The organism is Xanthomonas pisi DSM 18956, assembly GCF_001010415.1.
Taxonomy (GTDB): Bacteria; Pseudomonadota; Gammaproteobacteria; order Xanthomonadales; family Xanthomonadaceae; genus Xanthomonas; species Xanthomonas pisi.
In genome coordinates, this window is record NZ_JPLE01000056.1 from 22,050 (window position 1) to 34,236 (window position 12,187).

Annotated in this window: 11 protein-coding genes, 1 other RNA gene and 1 pseudogene; 4 read left to right on the top strand and 9 right to left on the bottom strand. The window is 62.4% G+C overall.

Translation table 11 applies throughout. The annotated features are described in order from the left end of the window. Window positions 1-4: 4 nt before the first annotated feature. On the top strand, window positions 5-1,039 hold the full coding sequence (locus Y887_RS13445) for a glycoside hydrolase family 43 protein (protein ID WP_046964814.1): 1,035 nt from the start codon (window positions 5-7) through the stop codon (window positions 1,037-1,039). 478 nt (window positions 1,040-1,517) lie between these two features. Next, window positions 1,518-2,051 carry a lipocalin family protein gene (locus tag Y887_RS13450; protein ID WP_046964815.1) on the top strand — a complete coding sequence of 178 codons (534 nt, stop codon included), beginning with the start codon at window positions 1,518-1,520 and terminating at the stop codon, window positions 2,049-2,051. A gap of 60 nt (window positions 2,052-2,111) precedes the next feature. Here Y887_RS13450 and Y887_RS13455 read toward each other — a convergent pair whose 3' ends face one another. The 4 genes from Y887_RS13455 to Y887_RS13465 form a co-directional block, all read right to left on the bottom strand. Continuing rightward, entirely contained in the window at window positions 2,112-2,465 is a 354-nt protein-coding gene (locus Y887_RS13455) for a ribonuclease E inhibitor RraB (protein WP_046964816.1), read from the bottom strand. A gap of 139 nt (window positions 2,466-2,604) precedes the next feature. Continuing rightward, window positions 2,605-2,680: non-coding RNA, sX9 sRNA (locus Y887_RS18300), on the bottom strand. A 261-nt stretch (window positions 2,681-2,941) separates the two neighbouring features. Further along, complete coding sequence (locus Y887_RS13460) at window positions 2,942-4,294, bottom strand: hypothetical protein (protein ID WP_046964817.1); 1,353 nt, start codon at window positions 4,292-4,294, stop codon at window positions 2,942-2,944. 43 nt (window positions 4,295-4,337) lie between these two features. Continuing rightward, complete coding sequence (locus tag Y887_RS13465) at window positions 4,338-4,721, bottom strand: YbjQ family protein (protein ID WP_046964818.1); 384 nt, start codon at window positions 4,719-4,721, stop codon at window positions 4,338-4,340. Between the two features lie 167 nt (window positions 4,722-4,888). Between Y887_RS13465 and Y887_RS21555 the strand changes: the two are divergent. Continuing rightward, a pseudogene (locus Y887_RS21555) lies at window positions 4,889-4,972 on the top strand (lipocalin family protein); the annotation flags it as partial. 131 nt (window positions 4,973-5,103) lie between these two features. Here the strand turns inward: Y887_RS21555 and Y887_RS13470 are convergent. The 3 genes from Y887_RS13470 to Y887_RS13480 form a co-directional block, all read right to left on the bottom strand. Continuing rightward, window positions 5,104-5,718 carry a hypothetical protein gene (locus Y887_RS13470; protein WP_146093426.1) on the bottom strand — a complete coding sequence of 205 codons (615 nt, stop codon included), beginning with the start codon at window positions 5,716-5,718 and terminating at the stop codon, window positions 5,104-5,106. A 76-nt stretch (window positions 5,719-5,794) separates the two neighbouring features. Further along, window positions 5,795-6,160: a hypothetical protein gene (locus tag Y887_RS13475; RefSeq protein WP_146093425.1), complete on the bottom strand. Its 366-nt coding sequence runs from the start codon at window positions 6,158-6,160 to the stop codon at window positions 5,795-5,797. A 196-nt stretch (window positions 6,161-6,356) separates the two neighbouring features. Next, on the bottom strand, window positions 6,357-6,929 hold the full coding sequence (locus Y887_RS13480; RefSeq protein WP_046964821.1) for a hypothetical protein: 573 nt from the start codon (window positions 6,927-6,929) through the stop codon (window positions 6,357-6,359). A 154-nt stretch (window positions 6,930-7,083) separates the two neighbouring features. On the opposite strand from Y887_RS13480, the gene Y887_RS13485 reads away from it, so the two are divergent. Continuing rightward, a complete protein-coding gene (locus Y887_RS13485; RefSeq protein ID WP_046964822.1) occupies window positions 7,084-7,287 on the top strand; it encodes a YdcH family protein in 204 nt (67 codons plus the stop codon). A gap of 564 nt (window positions 7,288-7,851) precedes the next feature. Here the strand turns inward: Y887_RS13485 and Y887_RS13490 are convergent. Both Y887_RS13490 and plsB read right to left on the bottom strand, forming a co-directional pair. Further along, window positions 7,852-8,832 carry a zinc-binding dehydrogenase gene (locus Y887_RS13490; protein ID WP_046964825.1) on the bottom strand — a complete coding sequence of 327 codons (981 nt, stop codon included), beginning with the start codon at window positions 8,830-8,832 and terminating at the stop codon, window positions 7,852-7,854. A gap of 741 nt (window positions 8,833-9,573) precedes the next feature. Next, window positions 9,574-12,187 (bottom strand): glycerol-3-phosphate 1-O-acyltransferase PlsB (gene plsB, locus Y887_RS13495; RefSeq protein WP_046964826.1); only part of this gene is annotated, 2,614 nt, incomplete at its 5' end.

A 12,187-nucleotide genomic window follows, 5' to 3' on the forward strand; every position in this document is an offset into this window, starting at 1 on the left:
GCGCATGTCCGATGAACTGCACGCCGCCACACTGCAGGCCCTGGCGCGCACCGCCATTTCCGCACCGCTGGTCACTCACATCTACACGGCCGACCCGTCCGCGCATGTGTTCGATGGAGCGTTGTACATCTATCCCTCGCACGACATCGATGCCGGCGTGGCCTTCAGCGACGATGGCTCGCATTTCGGCATGGAGGATTACCACGTCTTCCGCATGGCACACCCCAACGCACCGGTCGAGGACCTGGGCGAGGTGCTGCACGTGCGCGATGTGCCATGGGCGCAGCGCCAGATGTGGGCACCGGATGCGGCGCAACGCAATGGCAAGACCTACCTGTATTTTCCCGCAAAACGCGCCGACGGCATCTTCCAGATCGGCGTGGCGGTGGGCGAGCGCCCCGAAGGGCCGTTCGTGGCCGAAGCCGAGCCGATTGCGGGTACCTACTCGATCGACCCGGCCGCCTTCGCCGACGACGATGGTACGCACTACCTGTATTTCGGCGGTATCTGGGGCGGCCAGCTGCAGCATTACCGCGACAACACCTACGCGCAGACGCATCAGGAACCGGTGGGCGCTGCGCCCGCACTGGGTCCGCGTGTGGCGCGCCTGCACGAGAGCATGACCGCACTGGCCGAGCCCACGCGCGAGATCGTCATCCTCGACGAACACGGCAGCCCGCTACGCGCCGACGACGTCGACCGTCGCTTCTTCGAAGGCCCCTGGCTGCATCGCTACGCCGGTCGTTACTACCTGTCGTATTCCACCGGCGATACGCACCTGATCTGCTACGCCACCAGCGACTCGCCGTATGGCCCATTCCACTACCAGGGCGTGCTGATGCAGCCGGTGATCGGCTGGACCACCCACCACTCCATCTGCGCCTTCGATGGCCAGTGGTATCTGTTCTATCACGACGCGGTGGTCTCGGGCGGCCAGACCCATCTGCGCAACATCAAGATGGCGCCGCTGGAGCATCTGGCAGATGGCACGATCGCGACGATCCATCCGTACGGGAAAGATGCCGTTTCGCCGTGGTGACATGGCAGCGATGCTCACGTCCTCTACTGTTTTCCGTGCTGGGGTCGCCGGACGCGTGTGTATACGAGCGGATGACTGCGACGATGTTTACCGCGGGTCGAACGCCGCCGATGCTCGACGTGGCATGGACACCCAGGCACGCCGGCGCTGAGTCCGCCATCCATGCCAAGCTGACGACCGCTCGCCATGCGTGCTCAGTCGCCTCAAGACTGCTCCCGACCCCGCAGCGGCGTCGCGTGGTCGTCACCCTGGCACGCCGGCTGTCGCGCCGATAGACGGATTGAGCGAAGGCGCCTGCTCCTGTCCGTGACCACCGCAGCAATCGCATTCTTCAAGGCATCCGCCAGGAGTCGCGACGGTGGCGTCCGCCAATGGTCGAGAGGCCATCGTGCCTTTCGACTGTTGACGCATTGCACGCTGCATCCACACGCATCGTCGCAACGTATGCCCATGCACTGAGTCTCTTAAAGAGGTTGCCATGCGCCAGGCGTCGATGCTGTTCTTACTCACACTTGCGGTCTACGGCAGTGCAAGCGGCAGCGAGGCGCGCTCCGCACTGCCCCGCGCAGACAACGTGGATGTGCCGCGTTTCATGGGCGACTGGTATGTCATCGCGCATATTCCGACCCGTCCGGAACGCAAGGCCTACGATGCGGTGGAACGGTATGCGTTGCGGCCCGATGGCCGTATCCAGACTACCTTCACGTTTCGCAAAGGTAGTTTCCAGGCGCCGCTCAAGTCCATGCATCCGATCGGCCGGGTCGCAGACAATGGCAACGGCGCGCTGTGGAGCATGCAATTCATCTGGCCATTCAAGGCCGAGTACGTCATCGCCTGGCGGGATGCCGACTATACCCAGACCATCGTGGCACGCAGCAAGCGCGATTACGTCTGGTACATGGCACGGACCCCACAGGTCTCCGATGCGGACTATCAACAGGCCGTCGCGCGCATTGCAGCGATGGGCTACGACGTGTCACAACTGCGACGCGTCCCGCAATCGATGCGCTGATGCAGCCTGACAGGCTGCAGAGCCTGCACGTCGCGCTCTGCAACAAACCTGCCGGTAACCTTAAGCGTCTTTGCTGTCTACGGAGAATTCCCATCCATCGTTCAGACCGCCCAAGGGCGTGGCCTCCGTCGCCAACTCTTGCTCGAACGCACAAATCGCCTTGTATGTCGGCACCATGGTCGGATACACCGTGACATCCATCGGAAACGCCGTGTTGTCCGGGTAATGGCAGCAACGCACCTTCTGCTCGAAGCGCAGCAACGTCACCGAAAATTCCAGTGCCGACTCCTTGCTCGGGAACACCACGGAAAACGCAATCTCCCGTGGCCTGGATAGATCCACGCCCTGCTGGGCGATGTGCCACAAGGTGTCGCCGTTATCGTCTTTGGGATACAGGTCTGGATTGCGCTGCATGGTTGATTCGCTCTGTGACGCCAGGTTGGTCGGTAAAGAAGCTTAGCGCCTTGGCCGTCGGCTATCTGTATCTTCCGACGTGCCGCCGCCCCCGTCAGGTCGTGCGATCAGGCATGCCCTCGGCGTTAAGCCTAAGAGTGGCTAACAAAACGTAGCGAGCAGTCGTCAGGCGGGTGTGGACGGCGCGGAGGAACCGCAGTGTACGAGTGGTACATGCCGATTCCGAGCACCGGCCGCGCCCGCCTGGCGGCTGCGCAGTAGTTTTGTTAGCTACTCTAAGGCTGGTCCGTCAGGCATTGCCTGCTGCCGCAGACGCAGAGCGTCGCATTCTGAAGCGATGAGATCACCGTTCTTGCAACGCGCACACTTCCAGGCCATGCCACACGGAAACGCCAATGCGCACCTGAGGCGATTCATACCTGGCGCTGGCTGCTTGAATCTGCTCACAGGCCCAGAAGACACGTCGTCCGGGACCGCTACTTTTTTGGGATTGGTGCATCCAGCTCGCTCTTCAACGCAGCCATGAAATCGTCGAGCCGATAGCGCCCGCTCAGATGCTCCTGCACGTTCGGGAACTGTGCTGCCACATAGCGCGTCAGATACGTCACTTTATCGTCGGACTCGGCGTGTAGCACAAGGTTGATCCGCTGAATTTCGGCGCCATTGGGGAAGTCGCGTGCAGCTTGCGCAACCGCAGCGGAGTATCCAGCGTCTGTCTCGGCCAGGCCTTTCAGATAGCTCAGCGCGTAGGCCTCGATCTTCAGTGTCTTCCAGCCATACAGGTCGATCGTCCTGAGTTGCGCACTTCGCCCGGTCGCGCTGTAGAGAAACGCCAGCAGATCCAGCGTCGAACGATTGCCAGGCATCCGCTTGTATCGTTGTTCCAGCTCCGCACCGTAACGATGGAAGATCTCCTCCGCCGTCGCCATCTTTCTTTTCTGCAGCTGACTGATCAACGTATGGCTCGCTGTCGGATCTTCAGGCAAGCGGCCACCCTCTCCCCAGTAACCCGCCGATGCGATAAAGCGTTTGAATTGATCGTCATCGAGGTCCACTGCGTCGACACAGAGCTCCGCGACCTGCTGGATCTTCCTGTCGTTCCTGGCCAATGACCTGACAAATGCGATGTCATGTGCAAGGTACTCAGGCTGCTCCTTCGCATTCCACCAGTCGATTTCCCAATTCTTGTCGAGTTTGATCAACGTGCAAACGTCGCCTGCTGCCCCTGCACGGATGGACGTGATCAAGCGCTCTCTTTCGGCGTCCGGATCTGTCGTCGAGAAGATGTCATACATCGATTTCTCGATCGCCGTGTGTTTCTCCTTGAAGTCCACCTGTGTCCAGGCGGCGACCGCTCCGCGTGTATCCTCAAGCACGAGGCGGCAGTGCGTGATGTAGGCCCACAGGCGATCCGGCACTTGCGACCTTGGCAGCAGTTTCGCGGCTTTTTCGTACAGAGGCAGCGCGATATCACAGCGGCCCGCGCGGTGTTCGCGCATACCGCGCTCGAACATGACGAAGGGATTGCCGGGCAATTTCTCGTCGGCGAGCTTCATGTAGGCGTCACTGGCAGCCACATCGGCCCGGTAGAGGATATTGGACAGGACAAACGCGTCATATGCGCTTTTGCTTGTCTCCGGCACCAGTCGCTTCAACCTTGCGTTGACTTCGCTCTTCCTGCCTTCATCGATAAGGCGCTCTGACTCGGCAGAGTTGGCCAGACGCTCGTATACCGGCGACACTTTCCCGACTTCGGACATGAAGGTGGAGGAACTCGACGCCTGCGCCGCCGGCAGCCAAGTTGCCATAACGAAGACGACTACCGCCACGCACCGCAGTTTCACGGAGACCCCTCGGTGAATGCTTGACCCGCTATGCATGCTGCGCCTCGACGACGACTGCGGTGCCATAGCACAGGACTTCGGTCAGGCCGGCCATCAACTCGGTAGCGTCGTACCGCACCGCAATGATGGCGTTGGCGCCAAGATGCCTGGCCTGCTGCACCATTTCGCGATAGGTCTCAAGGCGTGCCTGCTCGCATAGTTCGGTGTAGATGGTGATATTGCCGCCGAACAAGCTCTGCAGGGAGCCGAAGAAGTTGCCGACGATCGAGCGTGACCTCACTGTGATACCACGCACCAGGCCCAGATTACGGACGATTCGGTGTCCAGGAAGCTCCAGTGCGGTGGTCACCATGGTGTCGTTGAGCGAGGAAATCGCTGAGTGGATCGGCGACGAGTCATAGGGGTTTGTCATTCACTTACTCCATTCTCATCAGGGCGAACGGCCATCGATCGGTTTTTATATTGAAGGATAGACGAATGACCGCAGTTGGAAGATGTCTGTTGATTGGTTTGAGACCCAGCCATCGTGATACCGACCAGAAGCTCTGCGTGTAATGCCGGGTCATTCGCATAAGCTTGGACTATCGGCATGCCGTTGCGCGCATTGCAGCGATGGGCTACGACGTGTCACAGCTGCGACGCGTCCCGCAATCGATGCACTGATGCAGCCCGACATGTCGCAGAGCCTGCACGTCGCGCTCTGCAACAAACCTGCCGGGAAGCTCAAGCGTCTTTGGCGTCTACGGAGAATTCCCATCCATCGATGGAGTTCGTGCAGTGAAGATGGACAGGTGTCAAAACGATCTATCCTCAATGATCACGCTGTCCAACACTCTCTTGGCGCTCTCAGGGAAATCAGAATTTTTTGTCTGCGCGGTATAGCTATGTGAGTAGCGAATTTCAAAACCTACGCCCGGATGATTGAGAAGCCTGCATGAACTGTTGTATTGCTCCTTCCAAATGTTATCGCCGTTCGTGCCTGGCTGCAGATGCTGCAGTAGTAGGTGGATACGGACGCATTTGGAATTACCTGGATCTTCGACGACGTCCAACTCGCTTATCGCGAATTTTTTACTCGCGGCGATCCCGGCTTGGACATTATTTCTGATGCTTCTTGCGTAGTCGGAAAGTGAAATTTCAGGATTATCTGGCCTTATCATGTAGGCCTCCAGACGCTCCTCTCCGGCCTCACGGGTTGCGGCTTTTTCAAGCTCTACACTCAGGCCACCACGTTTCACTTTCCACCCGTTACCGTAAGGCGGCAAGAATTTCATTCCCAGGGCGGAGCCGCCCTCTTCAGAAATGCCGATGCCGACGTATTCATCGGCCCCTCCAGCCATGGCGTCAGGAATTAGCCATCCCAGGCACATGAAGACCAGAAAGGTTGTGCGTCCAAGGCTTGATGTCACTTTCCACTCCATACAGGCAATTACTTTATCCGGCCTTCTGGTTCGATTGGCGGGACACTTTCTCCATATCTAGTGGCTACCAACGCCAACCATACCGACGCTTACGCTCTGCATGCACGCTCTTGTCCTCATTCCAGTCATGGCGTTTATGCCCCGCGCCGTACAAGCCCAGGTGCAGAAAAATATAGCCGAAAGGCAGCAGCCCGGCAGACCACCACAGCAGCGAAGACGAAGCAGTTCTGGCAAGCACAAGGTAGCCCAGATAGACGGCACCTCCCCAGACCAGCAGGACCATCGAAAAACATAACAGTCGCCGGATCACCAGCCAAAGCATAGCCAAACCGCGCTCCACCCCGCTCGGTGGCCGATGCCGCCTGGAATGAAAATAAGCATGCACGCCGCACAATGCAGCAACAAAGAGGAATGGTATGAGGATGTCCATCGTCGGACCAATTACCTTAGGCGATATCTCGTGCGAAATATTTTACGGAGCCGACCATTGCACAGATTGCGCCTTGCGGTCGTCTGCACGATATCTGTTGACCTATGTATCGACGCAAGACTCAGCAAAATCGCACGGTGCGCTGTCTCTGCCTAGACCACTGGCAGACACGGCGCACTGCGCCAAGCCGGCTTTGTTACGGCGCCCAGACCAGATTCAGCAACTGCGGGTCGGCGGTCACCTTGACCAGCTTGCCGCTGGGGCCGAACTGCACCTGGTACTCGGCGAAGCTGGTGCGCCAGTAGCGCCATAGCGAGGCTTCCAGATTGGGGTTCTCGCTGCTGATCGGGTAGCCGACCGCCATGAGCACCTGTTCGCGGGTCATGCCGCCGGTGAGCTTGCCGTCCACGATGGCCTGGCGGATCTTCGGCGGGAAGGTGGCGAGCTTGAGCTTGGGGTCGGCGGTCACCACGTAGCGCGCGGCGAAAGCGGTGTTGTCCAGGTCGCGGCTGTAGTCGTTACCGATGGACTGCTTTTCGCCGGCGATCTTGAGATTGACGCGGTTGCGGCCAAAACCGGTGACGCTGACCGGGGTGCCGACGGGAAGCACGCGCTTGCCGTCTTCGGCGTAGTTGCTGTCGCTGATCCAGCTGCCGTCGGTGCGCAGGTTGCAGCACAGAAAGCCGTCGTACTTGGCCACATCGGCGGCCGAGGCCAGGTTGGCGGCGGTGAGCAGGCTCAGGGCCAGCAGGGAAGAACGCAAACGCATCGAAAGACTCCTGTCTCGACGGCCGTGGCCGCGCGGCAATGATGGGATCAGGCGCGCCACCGTGTCCCCGACGGCGCCTGGGCATTGTCGCAGCCTGCGGCCACTTGGCAAGCGCAGGTGACGCGTGCCGCCCGGGGTTGTGTATGCTCGGGGCGTGGAAACCCTCTCACCCGCCGAGATCGTCGAACAGATCGCCGAGTTGCGACGCGCGCACCGTGCGTTGGACGACGAGATCCAGCGCATGCCTGCGAACCTGGAAGACGAGCTGCAGATGAAGCGCTTGAAAAAGCGCAAGTTGCAGATCAAGGACTGCATCATCCGGCTGGAAATGGAGCTGGTGCCCGACGAGCCGGCGTAAGCCGTTCGGGCGATGCCGTGCCCCTCGTGGTTGGATGGCAGGCGCCTTGATCTGCGCGTCGGTGCCGGGGGTCCGGGGTCCGCCGGGTGTCCGGGGTCATTTGCACATGCCGGCCCGGCGTGACTTAAGCCAGGCGACCGATGTCGTTGCGTTGCGGTGCGCAGCGCAGACCAACCATTCGTGCGGACCGGACCCTCACCCCAACCCCTCTCCCGATGGGAGAGGGGCTTTAAGCGGCAGCTCGACTGTTTGTCCTTTTGTCCTTCTCCCGCCAGGTTGTCCTTCTCCCGCATGCGGGAGAAGGTGCCCCGCAGGGGCGGATGAGGGGACGCGCTAACTACGCGGGTCAGGTTTGAATTCGTCCATGAAGCCGAAACCCGGTCTCGGTTCTGCTCCTGCTGCTCCTGCTGCTCGTGCTCCTATTCCGGATTCAAGTACTAAAGCGAGCGCGGCTTCGGCCGTGGGCGTTACAGATCCGTAACCTGGCCGCGTTGCTGCGCTCCGGCCGCGTTTCAACCGCGACCAGCCTGACCCTGCTGGACAACGTGCTAGCCCGCGTGGCTGTTAGCCGGCACGCAGCACGATCTTGCCGCGGCGACCCGGCTCGTCGCTTGCGGCCGCGGCCTTGGCGGCATCTTTCAGGTCAAACACAGCTTCCACCGGCAAGGCCAGGCTGCCATCGACGGCGGCCTTCAACAGCTCGCCGATCATGCGGCGCTTGTCCTCTGATTTTGTGGCCTGCATCACCTTGCTGCCCCAGAAGCCGCGCACGGTCGCCTGCTTGAAGATCACATCGCCGCTGGAGATCTGCAGCGGTTCGCCGGTCATCGACCCGAACGACACCAGCTCGCCGCCTTCGGCAAGCAGCCCCATCAGCTCGCCGGCGGCACTGCCGGCCACCGAGTCGACGGCGCGGATGATCGGCGCATCGCCGGCCAGTGCGCGCACGGTGTCCTGCCAGCCGTCCTGCGCGGTGGACACGGCATTGCCGATGCCCAGCGCCTTGAGCTCGTCCACGCCCGCGTCGCGACGGACCAGGTTGATCACATTGATGCCGCGGGCGGCAGCCAGCATGGCCACGGTTTTACCGACGGCCCCGTTGGCGGTGTTCTGCACGATCCAGTCGCCTTTTTCCACGCGCAGGAATTCGATCAGCATCAGTGCGCTGAGCGGCATGGCGATCAACTGGCAACCGCGATCGTCGTCCAGCGCATCGGGCAGCGGCACCACGCCGGCGGCATCGGCCAGGAAGTACTCGGCCCAGCTTTCGTGCACGCCGGCAGCGACCACGCGCTGCCCGGTCTGCAGACCGGCGACGCCCTCGCCAAGGACGTCGATGATGCCGGCGCCTTCGCTGCCGCCGATCGCCGGCAGCTCCGGCTTGTAGCCGTAGTTGCCGCGCACGGTCCACAGGTCGTGGTTGTGGATGGGCGAGCGGCGCATGGCGATGCGCACCTGCCCCTTGCCGGGCTGCGGCACGGGCCGTTCGCCGAGTTCAAGCACCTTGGCGGGATCGCCGAATTGGGTATGGATGGCTGCGCGCATGAAATCTCCTGCCAGGCGCATCGGCATTGCGATGCGCCCGATCACTGTGAAAGGTGACCCGATGCTATCGGCAACCGCGCAAGTGGCCGATGAAACGAACGCAACTGTTGTGTGAAACCTCGCTGCAGATCGCTGTGTGGCGAGGACGATGTGCTGCATGGCTGCATGGTTGCCTGCCGCCGTACCCTCATCTGGGGCGATGCGCCACGCTCTTGCGCTGGAAGCAGTGCATGATCGGGGCGTTGGATATCGCGCAGATCACTGTGTGGTGAGAGGCAACTGCTGCATGGCTGCACGGGTTGCCTGCCGCCGTACCCTCATCTGGGGCGATGCGCCACGCTCCTACGCTGGAAGCAATGCATGATCGGGGCGTTGGGGATATCGCGCAGATCACTGTGTGATGAGAGGCAACTGCTGCATGGCTGCACGGGTTGCCTGCCGCCGTACCCTCATCCGGCGCTGCGCGCCACCTTCTCCCGATGGGAGAAGCAATCACCGGGGCGTTGCTGAAGGTGTGAAGCCTCGATGCCGCGCTGGTGTTTCTACGCCGTGCGTGTGTTGTGTCCCTGCCGCGCTGTCCCGCTGCAGCGGCAACACCGCGTTCGATTTGCTGCGGCCGCACTGCGGCGCGCGATGTCGCACCGTTTCCCATCCAACTCGACCGAACTGCAACAATCCGCCAGCGCCAAGCAATGCCGCGCGCTTGGCCAGTGCGCGGCCCTTGCCGCCAAGACCGCCACCTCACTCCGGCGGCAACACCACATCCGGCTTCACCGCCGCCGGGCTGACCCGTTCGATGGTGTGGCGCAGTTCGCGGCCGAGGATGAACTTGGCATCCTTCGCCCATGCATCCAGCCGCTCATCGAACAGCAGCTTGCTGTTCTCGTCCGGCCAGACCAGGCGCAGCTCGCGCAGTTTCTGGATGAAGCTGCGGAACAGGGTCTTGTCGAAGAACTCCGGCGCAGCAGGCGCATACAACAGGCTCAGGCGCTGTGCGGCCTGCTGACACAGGCTTTCCAGTTCGCCGGCACCGAGGACGCCGGGGCCGTTCTTCACCAGCACCGAAATGGCGATGTAATAGCGCTCGAATGCCTGCTGCAGCGAGTGGCCGATGGCGCGCAGACGGAACACCTCATCGGTCTGCCCGGTATTGCGGGTCAGGATGCCGCCGTCGTCGTCGGTGACATTGAGCAGCAGGCCTTCGCGCACGAACATATCGATGGTCTGTTCGATGCGCTCGGCAAAACGGTCTTCGCTCCATGGCAGGAACAGCTCGGCCTGCAGGAACGGGTACACCGTGCGGCCCAGCCGGATCAGACCGGCGCGGCTCATGCGGCGGTTGTTCTGGAAACAGCACGCCACCCACGACGATGCAGTGAACAAATGCAGCACGTTGTTGCGGAAGTAGCTCAGCAGCACCGCAGTATCGCCGCTGACGCTGAGCACATCGCCCAGCGGGTGCGACACGCGCGTGAGCACGTTGATCTCTTCGGCGTGGGTGATGATGCGTGCCGGAGTATGCGGAGTCACCGTGACGCGGTCCGAGTACGGCATTTCCGCCAGCAGTTTCTTGCACAACTCGATCTGCGCGATCAGATCGGCCTCGCCCATCGCATGCTTGGGCGTGGACAGCAGCGCCAGCGCCAGCAGGTTGATCGGATTGACGTCGGCAGCGCAGTTGATGCGGGTCTGGATCTGGGTGGACAAGGTATCCACCGCCGGTGCCAGCCAGCTGGGCTTGGCGTCTTCCGGCAGCGGCTCGCCATCCCAATCCGGGGCGTGCTTGGCCAGCACATCGTTGAGCGCGATCGGCTCGCCGAAGTTCACCACCACCTGGCCGTAGTTCTGCTTGAGCACCTTGGGGATCGACCACAGCAGGCCCCAGATGGATTCCTTTTCCTTCGGCCGGCCGGTGAGCTCGTCCAGGTAGCTGTTGCCTTCCATCAGCTTCTCGTAGCCGATGTAGACCGGCTGGAACAGCACCGGCTTGCGCGGCTGGCGCAGATACGCGCGCAGCGTCATCGCGATCATGCCGCCCTTGGGCTGCAGCAGACGCCCGGTGCGCGAGCGCCCGCCTTCGACGAAGTATTCGATCGAATAGCCGCCGGCCACCAGCTGGGCGACGTATTCGCTCAGCACCGCCGAATACAGCGCATTGCCCTTGATCGAGCGGCGGATGAAGAACGCGCCGCCCTTGCGCAGCAGGGTGCCGACCACCGGCAGATTGAGGTTGATGCCGGCCACGATGTGCGGCGGCACGATGCCGCGCTCGTACAGCAGGTAGCTCAGCAGCAGGTAGTCCATGTGGCTGCGGTGGCTGGGCACGTAGACCACTTCGTGCCCGGGGGCGGCCTGCTTGAGCTTGTCCAGGTGATGCACCAGCACGCCGGCGTAGATGCGGTTCCACACGTGGGTGAGCAGGAAGCTGGCCGAGCGCACCACCGGGCTGGAATAGTCGGCGGCGATTTCCCAGGCATAGGCGTGCGCCTTGCGCCAGGCATCGACCGGCTTGGAGTTGTCGCGCTTAGCCTGGGTGGCGATGGCTTCGCGTACCGAATCGGCGGCCAGTACCTGGTCCACCAGCAGGCGGCGGGTGGACAGATCCGGCCCGATCACCGCCTCGCGGATGCGGCGGAAATGCGTGCGCAGCACGCGCTGCAATTTGCGCAGGGTGCGCTCGGGCGGCAGGCCTTCGGCCATGGTCTGGCGCAGCGAGATCGGCGGCGCGAAACGCACGATGGTGGTGCGGCCATTGAGCAGCACCGCCAGCAGGCGACGGAAGCGGCCGACCAGCGCCCAGTTCTCCGAGAACAGCACCGCAAACCAGCCGCTCTGCTTGTCCGGCGCACGCCCGACGAAGATCGACACCGGCACCAGATGCACGTCCAGGTCGGCGCGCACGCGGTGCGCCTGCAGCAACTTGGCCAGCGAGTCGGAATGGGTCTTGCCGCCGCGCTGCTCGGGAATCAGCGAATTGCTGCTGCTGCGCCGCGACAGCGCCAGGTAGGCGCGCTTGCGCTCCAGCGGGTCGCCCGGCAGCGGCACCAACGGCGAGGGCAGGCCAGCCTCGCGGCAGGCCTTGTCCAGGATCAGCGCATTGGACAGGCCGTAGTCTTCCAGCACATAGACCACCGGCTTGCCGTCGTCATAGCGCCCGGGTTGTTCGGGTTCGATGGTCAGGCTCAGCCACGGGTCGGCCAGCCGGCCGAGCAGGCGCGCCCACCACGGGCGTTTGGCCTGACGTGCGGTGGCCAGCAGCGGCGCTGCCGGCGCAGAGGTCTCCGCTGTCACGGCGGCGGCGGTGGGCAACGGCAACGCAGCCGCGTTCGCGCCGGGGTCGGCAGCGGCGGGGGGG

Bases quoted from the DNA above. Each gene is read 5' to 3' on its own strand.
- Y887_RS13450 (WP_046964815.1), top strand. From the start codon at position 1,518: ATGCGCCAGGCGTCGATGCTGTTCTTACTCACACTTGCGGTCTACGGC.
- Y887_RS13465 (WP_046964818.1), bottom strand. From the start codon at position 4,721: ATGACAAACCCCTATGACTCGTCGCCGATCCACTCAGCGATTTCCTCG.
- Y887_RS13490 (WP_046964825.1), bottom strand. From the start codon at position 8,832: ATGCGCGCAGCCATCCATACCCAATTCGGCGATCCCGCCAAGGTGCTT.
- Y887_RS13445 (WP_046964814.1), top strand. From the start codon at position 5: ATGTCCGATGAACTGCACGCCGCCACACTGCAGGCCCTGGCGCGCACC.
- Y887_RS13455 (WP_046964816.1), bottom strand. From the start codon at position 2,465: ATGCAGCGCAATCCAGACCTGTATCCCAAAGACGATAACGGCGACACC.
- Y887_RS13475 (WP_146093425.1), bottom strand. From the start codon at position 6,160: ATGGACATCCTCATACCATTCCTCTTTGTTGCTGCATTGTGCGGCGTG.
- Y887_RS13480 (WP_046964821.1), bottom strand. From the start codon at position 6,929: ATGCGTTTGCGTTCTTCCCTGCTGGCCCTGAGCCTGCTCACCGCCGCC.